The organism is Phnomibacter ginsenosidimutans (genome assembly GCF_009740285.1).
GTDB classification, from domain to species: domain Bacteria; phylum Bacteroidota; class Bacteroidia; order Chitinophagales; family Chitinophagaceae; genus Phnomibacter; species Phnomibacter ginsenosidimutans.
The window spans coordinates 1,312,787-1,330,705 of the sequence record NZ_CP046566.1 but is presented as its reverse complement, the minus strand read 5'-3'; the positions used below and the strand labels follow the sequence as shown (position 1 = coordinate 1,330,705).

Here is a 17,919-nt window from a genome sequence, read left to right as displayed (position 1 = left end):
ATCAATCCTGCTTTTTCAATTTGCTCAGCACTTTTTTGGCCTCCCACATTGGGGCAGTCATGATTGTGCGAAAACCCGTGGCACTGCCCGAAAAAGAAGGATGCATGGCTCTGCGGGCAGAAGGCCTGCAGGATGAGAAATCGGGTCCTGCAGCCAAATAATCGCCCCCTTTCAGCACTCTCTTAGTCAGCTGTTTGCTGCTATCAGCCGAAGGGCCCAACGGATTTTGTACTGCCACTGCATTGCCCATGCCTTTGTAATAACGGGCATCGTACCAATCGCCACACCACTCGGCTACATTTCCATCCAAATCGTACAGCCGCCAGGGATTGGCAGCGAAAGATTTGACAGGCTGCACAGCTGATAATGCTACCGCAGCCGCCGGCTTTTCGGGCGTATTCTTTCCCCATGCCGATCGCATCGAATCTCTTCCCGCAATGGCAGCATATTCCCATTCTGCCTCGGAGGGAAGGCGGCTACCTTGCCAGGCACAGTAGGCTATGGCATCATTCCAGCTAATGTGCTGTACCGGATGAGTAGGCTGAGCAGTAGATGCCGGCCCCAATGGGTGGCGCCACGATGCACCTTGCGTCCATTGCCAGTGTTTTGTATCGCCAGATGCAGTGGCAATAAATGAGCCTGCGGTATTGGCTGCTTTGGCATCAAATGGCGTTGCAGCAGGCCAGCATGCCTGCCATTGGCCGGCACTATGCGGTATTTCAGCTTCGGTTTTGTAGCCGGTAGCCCTAACGAAGCTATCGAATGCCGCTACGGTTACTTCATGCTCGTCTATCCAATAGCCGTCGACTTTTACCAAATGAGCCGGTTGTTCATCTGCATTGGCCAAATCATCGTTGCTGCCCATGCTAAATGCGCCCCCTTCTACCCACAACATTCCATGAGGCCGGTCGTCAGGATCAACTTCCAGTGACTGAACAGGTTTAACCTGTTGCCCGTCGGGCAAAATACTAGGCATAAAAAAATAAGCTGCCGCCAGTGCCAGCAATGCTGCCAATCCAAGGAAAATTCTTTTCATGAAAAAAAGTAGGGATGCCTTTGCAATTTAGGCATCCCTACGGTGTTGGCACATTAAAAATTCTGTGCCGTTATTGAACTGAAAATAAGGTATGTACAAATTCTTTTTTGTCAAACACCAGCAGGTCTTCAATTTTCTCGCCAACGCCAATATAGCGAACCGGGATATTCATTTGATGGCTGATGGCCAAGACTACGCCACCTTTTGCCGTTCCATCAAGCTTGGTTACAGCCATGCTGGTAACCTCTGTGGCAGCGGTAAAATGTTTGGCCTGCTCCAATGCGTTTTGTCCGGTACTGCCATCGAGCACCAACAATACTTCATGTGGTGCTTCGGGCAGTTGCTTTTTAATTACCCGACGAATCTTACTGAGTTCTTCCATCAGGTGCAACTTGTTGTGCAGGCGGCCAGCTGTGTCGATGATAATAACATCAGCACCACGGGCCATGCCGCTTTGTACGGTATCAAAAGCCACCGAAGCAGGATCGCTGCCCATCGCTTGCTTTACAATAGGTACACCTACCCTTTCGCTCCAAATAGTGAGCTGGCCTACTGCCGCGGCTCTAAATGTATCGGCGGCGCCCAGCACAACCGATTTGCCTGCAGCTTTAAACTGATGTGCCAGCTTGCCAATAGTGGTCGTTTTACCAACGCCGTTTACACCTACCACCAGCATTACATAAGGCTTGGGCATGCCTTGCAGGTCGAAGCCCGAAGCCAACGAAGACGGCGCATCCACCAAAATGCCGGCCATCTCTTCCTGCATAATGCGGTTGAGATCGGCAGTGCCGAGGTATTTGTCTTTTTTCACCCGGTCGCTAATGCGATCGATGAGGGCCACTGTGGTTTCAATACCAACATCAGCACCAACAAGAGCTTCTTCCAGGTTGTCGAGCACATCATCATCGATGCTGCTTTTACCGGCTACGGCCTTGGTGATTTTTGAAAAGAAACTTTCCTTGGTTTTTTCCAACCCCTGGTCGAGGGTTTGCTTTTCTTTTTTGCCAAAAAGTTTATCGAAAAAGCCCATAATGCATTGAATTCCTGAAGTAGAAAAATGAAGGTTCCGGAGAACGGGGCAATGTTGCCACTGTTGTAGAAAATAAAAAAAGCCATCAAACCAATCGGAATGACAGCTCTGTTATTTTCATCCTGCGAAAATTACTTTTCAGCGAGGAAATCTTTCACTTTGTCTTTGTGAACGATCACTTCTTTGAAAGTATAGGCACCAGTCTTAGGGCTGCGTACAGCCTTAATTACTTTGGTCCAGTTTTTGGCTTCGGCTGCTGCCTTAGCATCTTTTACTTTCGAGTTTTTTGAAGCTACTTTTGCCATATGAAATGAGTTGACAGGTTAACGGTTGACAGTTCGACAGGTAACGGTATGGATTACTTGATTTCTTTGTGTACAGTCACCTTCTTCAGAATGGGATTGTACTTCTTCAGTTCCAAACGCTCAGGAGTATTCTTTTTGTTCTTTACAGAAATGTAACGGCTGGTACCGGCTACACCGCTGTGCTTGTGCTCAGTGCACTCCAGAATCACCTGTACCCGGTTGCCTTTGCTCTTCTTTGCCATGATATATAGATATTTCGAGTGTTATAAAAGGTTGAGATTAGATAGCTACGCCACTTTCACGAAGCTCTTTTACCACTGCAAAAAGACCTTTCTTATTGATGGTACGAATTGCATCAGCTGATACCTTCAGGGTAATCCATTTGTCTTCTTCGGCCAGGAAGAAACGCTTAGTCTGCAAATTCGGATTGAATCTGCGTTTGGTCTTAATGTTAGAGTGACTAACATGATGACCAGTCATTGGTTTTTTACCTGTTACCTGACATACTCTTGCCATGATCTTGTTTTTTTCGGACGGCAAAGGTGCAGCATCTACAGCAAACAACAAAATGAAATTTGAAGATTTACAGCCCTCTTTCGCTTATTTTTTTAATTGGAGGGCAAATAGACTCTTTTCTTAGCCAACTACCAACTCTTTTCGATCCATTTTAGGCATTTGCCAAAAAAAGCCTTTACTTGCCATCGATTTTACAAATGGCCATTCATCCCAACATATCATTTTTAGGTACCAACCTCGACTTTTTGGACCACCCCATGGCCCGGGCCTGATTTTTTCCGCATTCATCTTTTTGTTCATCCCTGTTATCGGCTTCACCGGTAGCAGCATTGTTTTATTCATTTATTATTATGGCACATACTTCAACAGCTGCCGTTTCGGCTCGGTCGGCATATTTTATTGATTTGGAACTGGAGCACGGAGCTCACAACTATCACCCCCTGCCGGTGGTACTGGAAAAAGGCAGCGGCGTATTTGTGTGGGACGTGGACGGCAAACGCTATTTCGATTTTTTAAGTGGCTACTCGGCTGTGAACCAAGGCCATTGTCACCCCCGCATCATTCAGCGGCTTACTGAGCAAGCCCAACAGCTCACCCTCACCAGCCGGGCTTTTCACAGCAACCTGTTGGGTGAATATGAAAAATTCATCACCGCTTATTTCGGATACGACAAGGTATTGCCCATGAACACCGGCGTAGAGGGTGGCGAAACCGCTATTAAACTGGCCCGCCGCTGGGGGTATGTAAAAAAAGGCATCCCTGAAAACGAGGCAAAGATTGTTTTTGCCAAGGGCAACTTTTGGGGCCGAACACTGGCCGCCATCAGCAGCAGCACCGACCCCAGCAGTTACCACAATTTCGGGCCGTTTATGCCTGGGTTTGATTTGGTGCATTACAACGACCTCTCCGATTTGGAACGTGCCCTGCAAGACCCCAACGTGGCGGCTTTTATGGTAGAACCCATACAAGGAGAAGCTGGCGTGGTGGTACCACACGATGGCTACCTGAAAGGCGTTCGGGCTTTGTGCGACCAATGCAATGTGTTGTTTATAGCCGATGAAATACAAACTGGTCTTTGCCGTACCGGCAAAATGCTGGCCTGCGACCATGAGGACGTTCGCCCCGACATTCTCATTTTGGGTAAAGCTCTCAGCGGCGGCACCATGCCTGTGAGTGCCGTACTCTGCGACGACATCATCATGATGAACATACAACCCGGTGAGCATGGCAGCACCTACGGCGGCAATCCGCTGGCCTGTGCTGTAGCCATGGAGGCACTGCAGGTACTGAAAGATGAACAAATGGCAGACAACGCTGAACGCCTCGGTGCTTTATTGCGCAGCGAACTGGAAGCCTTGCAATCGCCCTACATAGCCGAAGTGCGGGGCAAGGGCTTGCTCAATGCCATCGTCATCAAACACAGCAACCCCGAAGCCGCCTGGGATTTTTGCCTGACGCTGAAAGACAACGGATTACTGGCTAAACCTACTCACGGCGACAAAATTCGCTTTGCTCCTCCCCTGTGCATCACCGAAGCGCAAATCAGGGAATGTGTGCAGATTATTCATCAGTCTTTGTCATCATTAGCAGAATAATTCAACTCATGGATGTTACCCAATGCTGGATGCGACCGGCCACTGCTGCAGATGCTGCAGCTGTGGCCGGCTTTGCCGAAATGACTTTCAGAGATACTTATGCGGCCCACAATACAGCTGAGGACATGGAGCTGTATTGCAGCCAGGCCTATGCTCCAGAAGTGCTGGCAGCTGAAATACATCAGGATGATGTGCTGTACCTGCTGGCGCTGGTAAACGACCACATTGTTGGCCTGCTGAAATTGCAATGGAGCCAGCCGCCCATGCCCATGCCTTTCGACAATCCCCTGCAGATTTCCCGCATTTACGTACACCCCGAAGCCAAGGGCAAAGGCATTGGCCGCATACTGATGGCGGCAGCCAAAGCACATGCCGCCGAGCATGGCCACGACTACCTGTGGCTGGGTGTGTGGCAGCAAAACGAAGCGGCCATTGCCTTTTACAAGAAAATGGGCTTTGCCATCATTGGCACCGATACGTTTGTTTTAGGTAAAGATCCACAACTCGACTGGCTGATGGGCTTGCCCATGCCGAAGCATTAAGCCCCCATAGCGTCTTCTTCGGTACGCCGGCTGGTAAGCGTACCGAGTATGTTCTGATTGGCCTGCCGAACTGTGCTGGATTTTTTCAATTGCCACAATTGCTCCCGGGCATGTCGTGCAGCCATATCTACCTCTAAAATGGGAGCCGGATAAGAACTGCCCAAAGCCACACCAAATTCCCGTTGCTCAAACACATTCAGCATCCAAGGCTGATGAATGAAAGGGGACGGCACCTTGGCCAACTCAGGTACCCATTGCCTGATGAACTGTCCTTCAGCATCATGATCGAGGCCCTGCTTGATGGGGTTGTAAATGCGGATGGTATTGATGCCGGTTACACCCGCCTGCATCTGAAACTGCGGGAAGTGAATACCCGGTTCGTAATCCAAAAACTGCCGGGCCAGCCAATGCACACCCGCCTGCCAGGGCTGCCAGCCGTGGTGGGTAAAAAAGCTCACCAGCATGGCCCGCATCCTGAAGTTGAGATAGCCCGTGGCTACCACACAACGCATGCAGGCATCTACCATGGGTATACCCGTTTGCCCATGCTGCCAGGCGGCTACAAATTCGTCATTTACTGTTTGCCGAACGGCGTTGAACCCATCGTTAGTATTGGCAAACTCCAGTCCCGGGCGGGTTTCCAACTTTTGCACAAAATGGCTGTGCCACAACAACCGCTGGCTGAAGAAACGCAACGGCCTTTTCATAGATGGCTCTTCGGCTATACGTTGTTGCGTGGCCTGCCATACCTGACGGATGGATAAATTGCCATAGGCCAGGTACGGCGACAACCGACTGCAAGAAGTGCGGGAAAGCAAGGGCTTGGAAATATGCTTTTGATACAACAACCCTCTTTCTTTTAAAAAGCCATTCAAGTATAGCCAACCTGCCGCCGAGCCACCGGGTTGCCGCTGCATTTGCAAACTTGAGAAAGCAGGAAACAATTCATCAAACGAATGAACGAAAGGACCATTGGCGGGAAGGCTTGCCCAAACCGCCCGGTCGAATGCTGGCTGGCAAATAGGTGCTTCCATGTACGCCATCCATTGCTGATTCCATTGCTGGCGGCGGCGCAAACCCCGCTGTACACCACGGTCAGCCGTTTCCTGCCAAAGGATGTTGTTGGACTGGCAAAATTTGGCCACCCATTTATCCCGCTGAAATGTAAGGTCGTTACCCGTTTCCTGATGGCTGTACAAACCTTTGATATCGTAGTGCTGCAGCAGCCAATGAAAGGCATCAGGCACAGCCGCATGCAGCTTCAAGATGGGCACAGCTGGTTGTGCTTGCTGCATGGCTTGGAGCGATTGCCAAACAAACCACCAATGCCGCACATCACTATCGGGCACCTGTAGCAAAGCAGGCTCAAATACATAGAGCGGCAGCACCGGCAAGCCTGTATCAATAGCCATCTGCAAAGGCGCATGATCTTGCCAGCGCAAGTCTCTTTTCAACCAAACTACTACCACCGCCTGTCGCATGATGCCATCAACAATGAGCGGCATTAATGGTTCGGACATGACGGGCAAAAAATGACCGCAGAAACTTCATGTATGCCAATGATAGAATGACGCATCTTTGCCACCCGTGATACAATACTTCAAAAATCAGGACCAACGCACCATAGAAATTCATGCCCCGGAGCCGGGTGCATGGGTAAATGTGCTGCCGCCACTCAAGCAGGAGGAATTTCAGCAGTTGTCTGACAACCTGGAAATACCCCTCGATTTTTTGAGTGACTCCCTCGATATCGACGAAAGAAGCCGCTACGAAATAGACGATAATGTGCGGTTGATTGTGATAAAAACCCCTGCGGAAAACAACTCGTTCAATGACAGCGATGCGTTTTACATCACCATTCCTATTTGTATCATTCTTACCCACAACCAAATTGTAACGGTCAACAGCTTTGACAACGGCGCTATCAAAAAATTCTTCAACAGTTTTCAAAACCGCAAGCCCGACAACCGCAAGCTGATGGTGCTGAAAATATTTGAAAAAGTGGTGGTAAACTTCATGGACTTCCTGAAAGAAATCAACCATCGCCGCAACCTGCTGGAGCAAAAACTGTACGACAGCAACAGCAACGATGACCTGTTGGAACTGGTACGCATTCAAAAAAGTCTGGTGTATTTCGTGACGGCTTTGCGCAGCAACGAACTGCTGATGATGAAGCTGGAACGCACCAACTTTTTGGGGTTAAATGAAGAAGAAAGAGACTACCTCAACGACTTGATTGTTGATAACAGTCAGGCCCTTGAAATGGCCAATATTTACACCAACATTTTGAGCAGTACGCTGGATGCTTTCGCCAGCATCATCAGCAACAATCAAAACGTAGTGTTGAAGCGACTGACCTATGTCACCATTGCCCTGCAAATACCCGTATTGGTAGCCAGCATTTATGGCATGAATGTGCCGCTGCCCGGGCAAGAATCGCATTATGCATTTTACATCCCGGTATTTTTATCCGTTAGCCTTGGCTTATGGCTGGGCTGGTATTTTGTACGCCAAAAAATTTCCCGATGAGTGATTTCAGCATTCGTGTGTATGGCATTTTGATGGACGACAACAAACGGGTACTGGTGAGTGATGAATACATCCGAGGCATGCTCATCACCAAGTTTCCCGGTGGCGGGTTAGAGTTTGGAGAAGGCACCCGTGACTGCCTGGCCCGTGAGTTTATGGAAGAACTGAACCTGAAAGTAGAAGTGGGCAAACACATTTACACCACCGATTTTTTTCAGATCGAGTGCATTCAACAACAAGTATCAAATCATCAGTATTTACTACGAAGCATTTGCACTAGAACCCATTACTGCTCCCCTGCGGGAAAAGCCGTTTAATTTTGACGAACAGCAAATGGCCATTTACCAAAAGACCGGCGAAATTGAGACGCCCCGCTTTGTACACTGGCATGAATTCGGCAGCGAGCAACTCACCCTCCCCATCGACAAGATTGTGGCAGATATGGTGAAGCAGCAGTATTGAGCAGGTTGCGAAAAAGGTAATTCTCCTGCAGCTTTGGATGGTTTAACAAAGCCCCAATCTTCATTGATTGGGTAGCCATTACTTTTGTTACCGCATGTAATTGCATGCACATTTACCAACATGTCTACTTCATTTGCGCAGCAGTTGTTTCAAAAGCAGGCCGGTGTAGAGCCCGTTCCGTCCAATCATCGCATTGCCCAATGGGCCATGTCGCTGCTCTGTATTTTGTTTCCGGAAAAAGCCGAGTACCGCTACGAAACGCCTGATGCGATCGACCATCAGCTGGCTGCATTGCAAGATGAATTGGTGAGCATTCTGAACGCTACCAAAGCCTGCCACAGCTGCAACAATCAGGAAATTGCCGAAGCTTTTTTTGCACAACTCCCCGAAGTATATGCGTTGCTCAATACCGACATTGACGCCATTGTAGCCGGCGACCCTGCAGCCACTAACAGCTTTGAAGTAGTACGTGCCTATCCTGGTTTTCAGGCCATCAGTTTGTATCGTTTGGCGCATGCTTTATACTCGCTACATGTGCCGCTCATTCCCCGCATTTTGACCGAGCAGGCACATGCACAAACGGGCATAGACATTCACCCCGGAGCTACCATCGGCCATCATTTTTTTATAGACCACGGCACCGGTATAGTCATTGGTGAAACTACGCATATTGGCAATCATGTAAAGCTGTACCAAGGTGTAACGCTCGGGGCTTTAAGCGTAGCCAAAAGCATGGCCAACAGTAAACGCCACCCAACGGTGGAAGACCATGCCGTGATATACTCCGGCGCCACCATCCTGGGCGGCGAAACCGTAATAGGACACCATAGCATTATTGGTGGTAACGTGTGGCTCACCAAAAGTGTAGCCCCTTACAGCACCGTGTATCACCGGCCTGAAATAAAAGTAGAAACACAAATACAAGCTTGATATTTTCGTCAACGCTTTTATAACCTTATACCATGGCAAGCATTCTCGATTTGGTAGGCAATACACCGCTGGTGCAATTACAGCACATCAACCCCAACCCGAACGTAACCATTTACGCAAAACTGGAAGGCCATAACCCTGGCGGCAGTGTAAAAGACCGGCCGGCACTCAACATGATTCGCAGTGCGGTGGAGCGGGGTGATATCAAACCCGGCATGCCTTTGATTGAAGCCACCAGCGGCAACACCGGCATTGCATTGGCGATGATTGCCCGCTTGTACAATTTGGAAATTGAACTGGTAATGCCGAGCAACAGTACCAAGGAACGTACACTCACCATGGAGGCTTTTGGTGCCAAAGTAACCTTGCTGGAAGGCATTGAAAAATGCCGTGACTATGCAGAAGCAAAAGCAGCGAGTGGTTCGCATTTTATTTTGAATCAGTTTGCCAACCCTGATAATTATCTGGCCCACTATAAAACCACCGGCCCTGAAATTGTAAGAGATACAGATGGCGCAGTAACACACTTTGTTAGCAGCATGGGTACCACGGGTACCATTATGGGCACGTCTATGTTTTTGAAAGAAATGAACCCTGCGATACAAATTGTAGGATGCCAGCCCACAGAAGAATCTTCGATACCCGGCATACGCCGCTGGCCTGTGGAATACCTGCCTAAAATTTATGATCCAGCACGGGTGGACCGCATCATAGATGTGAGCCAGCAAGATGCGACACTGATGGCGAGAAGACTGGCCAAAGAAGAAGCCATCTTTTCGGGCATGAGTAGTGGCGGTGCAGCATTTGCTGCCTTACAATTGGCCAGCGAACTGGAAAGTGGCGTCATCGTATTCATTGCCTGCGACCGCGGCGACCGCTATCTGAGTTCGGATTTATTTGGGTAAATACAGTTTGAAGGTTCACGAGTTTACAAGTTCACGAGTTCTTCCATATGTTTCACATCTTGTGAACTCGTCAACATTCAAACTAGTAAACTTGTCTTTTACCGCTGCATAGCAGCTCGTTTCATTTGTGCTGCCAAATCGTGACCGAGGTATTTTTCAATAACCCCATGCACGGCATAGATAATTGGCGTCATGACAATGGCTACTACAAATTTGTAAATGTAATTGCCCGTGCCTATGCTGAGTAACATGCTCAAAGTCCACGGAGTACCGTTGGATGGATCTAATGTAGGGCCTACATAAAAAGCAATGCCCAGCACCACAAAACTATCAATGAGTTGGCTCACTAATGTACTGCCCGTTGCCCTGGCCCAAATGGCTTTTTCACCCGTGATGCTTTTGATTTTGTGAAAGACCAGCACATCCAAAATTTGTCCAATCAAAAAGGCGGTGAGTGAACCAATGATGATCCACAAACCTTGTCCGAATACTGCACCGTAAGCTGCCTGCATATCATTTACACCGGCATTGGCTTTGCTGCCCACCCACCAATCTGCTGGCGTAAGCCGGATGGCAAAAAAGAACAACAGAAAAGCAAACGAAATCAAACCTGCTGTGAGGTAACTCAAAAACTTCACCCCTTTTTGCCCGTAATATTCATTGATGATATCGGTCATGATGAACACTACCGGCCAAAGCAACACACCCGCTGTGAGGTTGAATGAAAAATCGCCGCCAAAAAGGTGCAGGTTCAAGGGTGCTATCCCCAACGTTCTTTCCAGCGAAAAGATTTTAACGCCGATAAATTCTGCAATCAATGCATTGGCGATAAAGAAACCGCCCAGAATAATGAAGAGCCGGGTGGCTTTGTTGCGAATAATGTCTAGTATCATGAGCGGGTAAAAATGAGGAGGTACAATTGAGCCAACGAAGACAGCCCTATAAATGCCAAAAACCAAGGATTGTTCGGAGTGCGGCGGCTTTTCCTTTTCCACCAAAACTGCGCCCAGAAATAACCGTTGGCCAACACCGACAATACACCCAGCACAATCACCGTACTCACCAGCTGCTGCGGAAAGTCGCCACTATACTGCCACAGGGCAAACGACACCGTGAGCCAAAAGCAAGTATTGAGGATGATAAGTACTTTTGCAGCTGCCCGTTCATAGCAAAGTGGATTAGCCAAAGCAGGCAAAATACTATTAATTTGCCTCGCCCCGCTGCAGCGGGTGCTAAATACTCAAACAAATGGCGAAGATTGATTTCAAAAAATGGTTGCCACACTTGCTGGCAATTGGCATTTTTCTGGTAGTAACCCTGCTGTATTGCAAGCCAGCCCTCGAAGGCAAAGCCGTGGCACAGCACGACCTTACACAGTGGAAAGGCATGGCACAGGATGCCTTTAATTACAAAGAAGCAAACGGCGTTTTTCCACTGTGGACCAATAGCCTGTTTGGAGGTATGCCCACCTACAACATTGCTTTCCCCAGCAATGCATATGTGCCGGCACACATCATCAAAGCCATGTCGCTGTATTTGCCAGAGCCATTCAGTTATTTCTTTTTGGCCTGTGTGTGTTTTTACTTCCTGAGCCAGGTATTGCGCATTAATCCATGGATTGGAATCCTCGGCAGTATCGGCTTCGCTTTTTGCAGCTACGATCCCATCATCATTGCGGTTGGTCACCATACCAAGATGATCACCATGGCACTGATGCCAGCGCTGTTGGGAGCACTCATTTTACTATACAATAAAAAGTATTGGGCTGGCGGTGCACTTACCGCAGCATTTACCGCAGCACTCATTGTAAACAACCACCTGCAAATCATTTTTTACATGATGGTTGTGGTGTTGTTTATGACCATTGCGTATGTCATTCGTTGGATAAAAGCAGGTGAATACAAGCACATGTTTATTGCTGGTAGCATTGCATTGGCAGCTGCAGGTATTGGTGCTCTCACCAGCGCTGTCAACTTATTTACCACCTACGATTACAGCAAAGAAAGTATGCGTGGTGGTAAGGCTAACCTACTGCCCGTAGCTAAGGCCGATGGAAAAGCAGCAGCTTCTTCTGGACTCGATGCTGAGTATGCTTTTCGCTGGAGCTATGGCAAGCCCGAAACGCTGAGCCTGCTGGTGCCCAACGTAAATGGTGGTGCCAGCGAATCGCTAGGCGAAGACTCTAAATTTTATGAAGCCTTGATGGGTGCGTTTCAGTCGGGCCAGCTCGACCAGCAAACGGCACAGCAACTGAGCCGCTTTGGTACAGCTTACTGGGGTGATCGACCATTTACGTCAGGCCCCGTGTATCTCGGTGCCATTATTTGTTTGTTGTTTGCCTTGGGCATGCTCATCAAAAGCAACGAGCACCGCTGGTGGGCACTGGCCGCTGTGGTACTTTCTATACTGATGGCATGGGGCAGCAACTTCGAAGGCTTCAATACTTTCCTGTTCAACTACCTGCCCATGTACAACAAGTTTCGGGCACCGGCCATGATATTGGTAGTACCGCAATTGTTGTTTGCCATGATTGGCATGATTGGTTTGCAATCCGTTTTGTTTGGCACTGAAGACGCTGCTGCCAAATGGAAAACCGTACGCATGGCTGGCATATTTACCGGTGGTGTTTTAGTTGTTGCGTTGCTCTACTATTTCACGGCCAGCTTCCGCTCTGGCACTGAGCAAGAAATGATGTCGACTATCACCAAGAGTGCTCCGCAAATTGCCGAACCCGCCAAAGCCATCATCAATGCTGCCGGCGAAGACCGCAAGGAACTCTTCATGAACGATTACTTACGCAGCCTCGCTTTTGCAGGTGCCGGATTCCTGTTGTTGTTTGCTTTTGTAAAAAACAAACTCAACCTGCGCATTGCTATGGCAGGATTACTCTTGTTGAGTTCCTTTGATTTGCTGGCCATTGGTCGCCGTTACTTAAACGATGCCAACTTTGAAGAAGCCGACAACACAGAAGCCATGCAATTTGTGGCATCCAGCAATCCGGCACTCAATCAGGTGCTCACACAAATCAAGCAAGATCCCGATCCGCATTTCCGGGTGTTTAATGTAACCGGCGATGTGTTTAATGATGCATTGACTTCAGCGTTTGTGCGTTCTATTGGTGGGTATCATCCGGCCAAGCTGAGCATTTACCAAGACCTGATTGAATACCAATTGAGCAGCGGCAGCCCCAACATGCAGGTACTAAGCATGCTCGATACAAAATACTTTATTGTACCCGGCCAGCAAGGCCCCGAAGTACAACAAAACCCGTATGCTTTTGGTGCTGCCTGGTTGGCCAAACACATTGGTTTTGTAAAAGATGCGGCTGCAGAAATGAATGCCCTCAAAGGCAGCAACCTGAAAGACAGCGTGGCCGTGCAAGACACATTCAAAACGCAAATTGCCGCATTGCCACAATGGGATAGTACAGCCAGCATCAAGCTGCAGCAATACCGCAACAACGACATCAGCTATGCGGTGAATACTGCAGGCAAGCCACAGTTTGCCGTACTCAGCGAAATTTATTACAGCCGTGGCTGGAATGCCTATGCCGATGGCAAGCCAGTACCCATTGTCAAAACCAATTATGTGCTTCGCGGTGTAGCCCTGCCTGCCGGTACCCAAAAGCTGGAATTGAAGTTTGAGCCGGAGAGTTATAAGATGGGCTCAAACACCACTACCATCACTTCTGCGATTGTGTTGGTGCTGCTGTTGCTTGGTTTGTACATGCAATATTTTAGAAAAAGAAGCGAATCATAAATACATGAACGCAACAAAAAGGCTGGATGCTACCATTAGCATCCAGCCTTTTTTATGTTGTTGATTGACTACAACACTTTATAAAAGAAAGGTTGCTTTTGAATGATGGTTATCACAAAAGGCAACAAGCGCCATACATTTTTTGTGTAGCCCCATGTTTGTTTGAGCTTATTAAATCCTCCCAAAAAAGAATGTAAAAAAGCAATGGGTAACCCCATAATACTTGCCAGTAAATGAATGCTGAGATGCAATAGAAACCAGTGCAACCCAAACTGCTTTCTGATGCGCACCATCATAGACAACAGTAGCTGAAAACCCTTTTTATCAGACAGGTTGCTGTAGGCATTTGTCTTTGACTGGAAAGCAGTATTAGCAGAAGCACCTTCCAAATGTGTCACCCGCAAATCGCCATACAAACATAGCTTTCCGTACTGCTGCAATCGGCCACACCACTCGCTTTCTTCATGGTACAAAAAAAGTCTGGATCAGTGGTCCTGCCTGGCGAATAGCAGACCTTTTTACCATTAAAAAGGCGCCGCTAATCCAGTCTACTTCAGTATCAGAAACGGCTTCTGCTATGCTGGGTTTCTTGACACCAATTTGCATGGAGAGCCAACGCAGCATTCGGCCGAAATAAGGAATGACCATTAAAAAATTAAGCCCTCCAGTCAGGTTAAAACTGCCGCTTACCTGTGGACTGCCATCTGCATATTCGAGTTGCACACCAGCAGCAATCAGTTCCTCGTTTTGTTGTAATCTTTCGAAGCAATGACCAATAGCATTTTGACGAATAATCGTATCGGTATTCAACAGTAATATCACTTCACCTTTGGCTAAAGCAATGCCTGCATTGTTGGCTCTGGCAAATCCCTCGTTGGCTGGTAATGCCTGGTATTTAATCTGTGGAAATGATTGAAGCAATCCTTTAGCTGCTCCATCCTGCGGGCTATTATCGATTAGTATGAGTTCATACTCCACTCCTACTGTTTCCTGTACAATGCTTTGCACACAATTGTACATAAATGTGCCAGAGTGGTAGTTGACTAATATGATGGATAAAGCGGGCTTCAACTCGTAAAGATTAACCGAACAATTGAGTAAAAAATAACTGGACAGACTTCGCTGCCTGCAATGCAAAACGCATGAAGCCTTTTACCGGAACATACAATAAAGTAATTAGCCATTGACGAAATGAAACCTTGCGCAAGAGTTGCATGTAATGCGCATACTTCGCAGCATGGCCTTTGTTGACCATGTAATGCACACTCAGTTTGCGCAACAACAAAGCAAAATCATTAGGCTGTATTTTCTTCGAAAGTGCATCCAGTTGTTTTTCTATCACCAGCTTTTGCAACACGGCCACGTACGGCATGTACCGCCCGGTAAGTGAGGCCGGGTGAAACCGGTAATAGTACAAATCGGCCCGCTGCAAATAGCAATATTGAAACTGCACAAATCCACGCAGGAAGAAATCGTAATCTTCAATCATGAACATTGCGGGATCGTAGCCCTTCAATGCTTGCTGCATGTGGCGTTTGTACAAGAAGCAACCGCCGCATCCTTTCCATGTGGCCACCTGTTGGTTTACATCGCCCATTAACCACGTGCCGGTTACTTTTCCATCATCATCTATCAAGGTTTCGTCGGCGTATACCAGCGTAGCATTGGGCTGATTTTGCAATGCTTCCAGCATGACTGCCAATGCATCTTTGCTGTAATAATTATCATCAGATGTCCAGGTGAAATATTCGCCATTAGCCAAACCAAATCCTTTGTTCAGCGACATGGGCAATTTCAGGTTTTGCTCATTGCTCACTACCCTGATGCGCTGATCTTTTTCGGCAAAAGCATTGGCTATCTCTAATGTATTGTCTGTAGAACAATCGTTGATGACAATGAGCTCCCAATGCGGATAGGTTTGCTCTATGCAACTCTCAATAGAAGTAGCCAAATACCTGGCCCCATTGTAAGTAGGTAGTACTATGGAAATCAATGCCGGATTACTCATGCCAGTTGGGCTTTTACAAACTGAACAATGGTTTGCGAAGTAGTGCCATCACCATAAGGATTGACAGCATTGGCCATCGCAGCGTAAGCTTCATGGTCATGTAATAGTTTTCTAGCTTCGCTTAAAATTACATCCGGATTGGTGCCTACCAATTTTGCGGTGCCGGCAGCAATGCCTTCAGTACGTTCCGTTACTTCCCGCATTACCAATACAGGTTTACCTAAGGTTGGGGCTTCTTCCTGCACACCTCCAGAGTCCGTTAATATCAAATAGCTGGCATGCATCAACCAAATCATGGCAGGATAATCGACCGGTTCTATCAAGTGAATGCGAGGATGGTTGCCCAGCAACCGAAAGACCGGCTCCCGAACATTGGGATTGAGATGTACAGGATATACCATTTGCACGTCCTCATTTTCTTCTACCAGTTGTAACAATGAACGACAGATATCTTCAAACGCCTGCCCAAAGCTTTCACGTCGGTGACCAGTCACCAAGATCATTTTTTTGCTGGCATCTATAAATGAAAAACGTGCTGCCAATTCCTTATCATCCTTCACTTTATCCAATCCCATGAGCAAGGCATCAATCACGGTGTTGCCTGTCAGCAATACCTGTCCGTGAATATCCTTGTGTTGCAAATTTTCCACCGCCAATGGCGTGGGAGCAAAATGCCAATCTGCAATTTGTCCAATGAGTTTTCTGTTGATTTCTTCCGGAAACGGCGAGTAATGATTACCGCTCCGCAAGCCAGCTTCCAGATGTGCTACCGGAATTTTTTTGTAGAAAGCTGCCAGCGCCCCGGTAAAGGCAGTGGTGGTATCTCCCTGTACAATCACCAAATCTGGCTGCATGTCATCCAACACTTTTTCCAAGCCCAGCAATGCATCGGCAGTAATATGAAACAGTGTTTGATTCGGCTTCATCATGTTCAGGTCGGCATGCACAGGCAGGCCAAAAAAATCAATCACCTGATCCAGCATCTGACGGTGTTGTGCTGTCAAACACACCAAGGGTTCGCACCATTCATTTTCTTGCTGAAAGGCTTTTACCAGCGGTGCCATTTTAATGGCTTCGGGCCGGGTGCCGAATATGAACAGGATTTTTTTCTTCATGCTATTACTTCATCTATTTGCTACTTCGATTGCCGGGCAGCAACTATTTTTTCTAATTGTGTGAGTAGTGTTTGTCCCGGATGCGGGTCATACAAATGAGTCGCTTTTTCGTGTGCCATTTGCCCGATGCGGGCCCATTCGTGTTGTCGTTGCCACGCCCTTTGCAAGGCATCGCTCAGGCAATAAACAGAAGGTGCCGCAGCAATAAAACCATCTACATTATCATTGATCCATTCAGTGTGTCCGCCTACATCGGTAGCCAGCACCGGCCTGCCGCAAAGCATGGCTTCTACCACCGCCAGTGGCATGCCTTCCATTACGGATGGCATCAGCAGCAAATGGTTCTGCGACCAAAGTTGCCGAATATCGGCCACCCTGCCATGAAAACTGATTTTTTCGGCAATGCCATACATAGCAGCCAATTGCTCAAGATAAGGTTGGTCCATGCCCTGGCCATACACGTTGAGGTGCCAGGGCAATTGTTTCCAGGTTGGTTGTGCCAGCGTTTGCAACATCGTATCCTGGCCTTTGTGCATCACCAGCAGGTTGCCCACCATGGCCAGTTGCACTACGCCTTTTTGAAAAGGAGGAAAAGGCAACGCTGAGATGTCCGGCATATTCACGGGATTGCGAATGATGCTGCTGTTGTGCAACGAAACCGCCAATGCCTTTTGCGTATTTTGTTTGCTGCGTTCACTTACAAAAAAACAATGCGCTGCTTGCTGAAAAAAATCAGCTAACTGATTTCGCCTATGCGGATGCAAGACGGCATTGTGCTCAGGCAAAAAATGAGACAATATAATTTTTGTGGCAGTCGTTGTTTTCCACCAATCAAAAATTTCCGGATGCTCAATGGCTGAAAAAGTAGTGCCATTGTAAATAACAAGATCAGGCTTTGCATCCATCAAAGACTGAAATGGATTGCGCCATTGGCTTTGCAACAGCAAGCCTGCTTTTTTCAATTGCCTTTTCCACGAAGCCTCTTGTTTGGGCACGTATCCCTTTCTGTATACCAGCTTCAATCCCTTTGCCTGCAAGGCTTTTACCTTGGTGGCTTGCTGCGGAAAACGCAATGTACAGTACAACACTTCGTGCCCTTGTTGCAAAGCTATTTCTGCCATGCTGGCCCATAGCTCTTCGCTGCCGCCCCAAGGTTCGTGTATGACTGAAATGATGCCGATTTTCAT

The 17,919-nt window shown here is 47.9% G+C and carries 21 protein-coding genes; 8 read left to right on the top strand and 13 right to left on the bottom strand.

The genetic code is table 11. The annotated features are described in order from the left end of the window. Position 1: 1 nt before the first annotated feature. From GLV81_RS05650 to rpmB, 5 genes are all read right to left on the bottom strand, one after another. Entirely contained in the window at positions 2 to 1,036 is a 1,035-nt protein-coding gene (locus tag GLV81_RS05650; RefSeq protein ID WP_157477608.1) for a formylglycine-generating enzyme family protein, read from the bottom strand. Between the two features lie 70 nt (positions 1,037 to 1,106). Continuing rightward, positions 1,107 to 2,066 (bottom strand): signal recognition particle-docking protein FtsY, encoded by a 960-nt coding sequence (ftsY, locus tag GLV81_RS05645; protein ID WP_157477606.1) that lies wholly within the window; start codon positions 2,064 to 2,066, stop codon positions 1,107 to 1,109. Positions 2,067 to 2,197: 131 nt separating this feature from the next. Further along, positions 2,198 to 2,371 carry a DUF4295 domain-containing protein gene (locus tag GLV81_RS05640; RefSeq protein ID WP_157477604.1) on the bottom strand — a complete coding sequence of 58 codons (174 nt, stop codon included), beginning with the start codon at positions 2,369 to 2,371 and terminating at the stop codon, positions 2,198 to 2,200. 53 nt (positions 2,372 to 2,424) lie between these two features. Then, positions 2,425 to 2,613 (bottom strand): 50S ribosomal protein L33, encoded by a 189-nt coding sequence (rpmG, locus tag GLV81_RS05635; RefSeq protein WP_157477602.1) that lies wholly within the window; start codon positions 2,611 to 2,613, stop codon positions 2,425 to 2,427. A gap of 37 nt (positions 2,614 to 2,650) precedes the next feature. After that, on the bottom strand, positions 2,651 to 2,935 hold the full coding sequence (gene rpmB, locus GLV81_RS05630) for a 50S ribosomal protein L28 (protein ID WP_425500009.1): 285 nt from the start codon (positions 2,933 to 2,935) through the stop codon (positions 2,651 to 2,653). 302 nt (positions 2,936 to 3,237) lie between these two features. Here rpmB and rocD point away from each other — a divergent pair, with 302 nt between their 5' ends. Together rocD and GLV81_RS05620 are read left to right on the top strand one after the other, a co-directional pair. After that, a complete protein-coding gene (rocD, locus tag GLV81_RS05625) occupies positions 3,238 to 4,482 on the top strand; it encodes an ornithine--oxo-acid transaminase (protein ID WP_157477600.1) in 1,245 nt (414 codons plus the stop codon). An 8-nt stretch (positions 4,483 to 4,490) separates the two neighbouring features. Then, positions 4,491 to 5,024, top strand: a complete 534-nt coding sequence (locus GLV81_RS05620) for a GNAT family N-acetyltransferase (RefSeq protein ID WP_197428969.1) — start codon at positions 4,491 to 4,493, stop codon at positions 5,022 to 5,024. Here the strand turns inward: GLV81_RS05620 and GLV81_RS05615 are convergent. Continuing rightward, positions 5,021 to 6,544, bottom strand: a complete 1,524-nt coding sequence (locus tag GLV81_RS05615) for a cryptochrome/deoxyribodipyrimidine photo-lyase family protein (protein ID WP_157477596.1) — start codon at positions 6,542 to 6,544, stop codon at positions 5,021 to 5,023. The genes GLV81_RS05620 and GLV81_RS05615 overlap by 4 nt on opposite strands. A 67-nt stretch (positions 6,545 to 6,611) precedes the next feature. Here GLV81_RS05615 and GLV81_RS05610 point away from each other — a divergent pair, with 67 nt between their 5' ends. The 5 genes from GLV81_RS05610 to cysM all read left to right on the top strand — a co-directional run bounded on the left by GLV81_RS05610 (position 6,612) and on the right by cysM (position 9,850). Beyond that, a complete protein-coding gene (locus tag GLV81_RS05610; protein ID WP_157480682.1) occupies positions 6,612 to 7,553 on the top strand; it encodes a magnesium transporter CorA family protein in 942 nt (313 codons plus the stop codon). Continuing rightward, positions 7,550 to 7,870 (top strand): NUDIX domain-containing protein, encoded by a 321-nt coding sequence (locus GLV81_RS05605; protein WP_246186270.1) that lies wholly within the window; start codon positions 7,550 to 7,552, stop codon positions 7,868 to 7,870. The genes GLV81_RS05610 and GLV81_RS05605 overlap by 4 nt, the downstream gene beginning before the upstream one ends. Positions 7,871 to 7,886: 16 nt before the next feature. Next, the gene (locus GLV81_RS21105) at positions 7,887 to 8,015 is read left to right on the top strand and encodes a hypothetical protein (RefSeq protein ID WP_281350789.1); all 129 of its coding nucleotides are present in this window, start codon (positions 7,887 to 7,889) and stop codon (positions 8,013 to 8,015) included. Positions 8,016 to 8,135: 120 nt separating this feature from the next. After that, positions 8,136 to 8,945, top strand: coding sequence for a serine O-acetyltransferase EpsC (gene epsC, locus GLV81_RS05600; protein ID WP_157477594.1), 810 nt, complete (start codon positions 8,136 to 8,138; stop codon positions 8,943 to 8,945). A gap of 32 nt (positions 8,946 to 8,977) precedes the next feature. Next, positions 8,978 to 9,850, top strand: coding sequence for a cysteine synthase CysM (gene cysM, locus GLV81_RS05595; protein WP_157477592.1), 873 nt, complete (start codon positions 8,978 to 8,980; stop codon positions 9,848 to 9,850). Between the two features lie 98 nt (positions 9,851 to 9,948). On the opposite strand, the gene GLV81_RS05590 is transcribed toward cysM, so the two are convergent. Then, entirely contained in the window at positions 9,949 to 10,743 is a 795-nt protein-coding gene (locus GLV81_RS05590) for a queuosine precursor transporter (RefSeq protein WP_157477590.1), read from the bottom strand. Then, positions 10,740 to 11,045 (bottom strand): hypothetical protein, encoded by a 306-nt coding sequence (locus tag GLV81_RS05585; RefSeq protein ID WP_157477588.1) that lies wholly within the window; start codon positions 11,043 to 11,045, stop codon positions 10,740 to 10,742. The genes GLV81_RS05590 and GLV81_RS05585 overlap by 4 nt, the downstream gene beginning before the upstream one ends. A 53-nt stretch (positions 11,046 to 11,098) precedes the next feature. On the opposite strand from GLV81_RS05585, the gene GLV81_RS05580 reads away from it, so the two are divergent. Further along, on the top strand, positions 11,099 to 13,609 hold the full coding sequence (locus GLV81_RS05580; protein WP_157477586.1) for a YfhO family protein: 2,511 nt from the start codon (positions 11,099 to 11,101) through the stop codon (positions 13,607 to 13,609). 68 nt (positions 13,610 to 13,677) lie between these two features. Here GLV81_RS05580 and GLV81_RS05575 read toward each other — a convergent pair whose 3' ends face one another. The 5 genes from GLV81_RS05575 to GLV81_RS05555 are packed head-to-tail and all read right to left on the bottom strand — an operon-like array spanning position 13,678 to position 17,919. Next, positions 13,678 to 14,082, bottom strand: coding sequence for a glycosyltransferase family 2 protein (locus GLV81_RS05575; protein ID WP_157477584.1), 405 nt, complete (start codon positions 14,080 to 14,082; stop codon positions 13,678 to 13,680). Further along, positions 14,072 to 14,680, bottom strand: coding sequence for a glycosyltransferase (locus GLV81_RS05570; protein WP_157477582.1), 609 nt, complete (start codon positions 14,678 to 14,680; stop codon positions 14,072 to 14,074). Before GLV81_RS05570 ends, GLV81_RS05575 begins: the two co-directional genes overlap by 11 nt. A gap of 10 nt (positions 14,681 to 14,690) precedes the next feature. Then, on the bottom strand, positions 14,691 to 15,617 hold the full coding sequence (locus GLV81_RS05565) for a glycosyltransferase family 2 protein (RefSeq protein ID WP_157477580.1): 927 nt from the start codon (positions 15,615 to 15,617) through the stop codon (positions 14,691 to 14,693). Continuing rightward, entirely contained in the window at positions 15,614 to 16,732 is a 1,119-nt protein-coding gene (wecB, locus tag GLV81_RS05560) for a non-hydrolyzing UDP-N-acetylglucosamine 2-epimerase (RefSeq protein ID WP_157477578.1), read from the bottom strand. The genes GLV81_RS05565 and wecB overlap by 4 nt, the downstream gene beginning before the upstream one ends. A gap of 20 nt (positions 16,733 to 16,752) precedes the next feature. Beyond that, positions 16,753 to 17,919, bottom strand: coding sequence for a glycosyltransferase family 4 protein (locus tag GLV81_RS05555; RefSeq protein WP_157477575.1), 1,167 nt, complete (start codon positions 17,917 to 17,919; stop codon positions 16,753 to 16,755).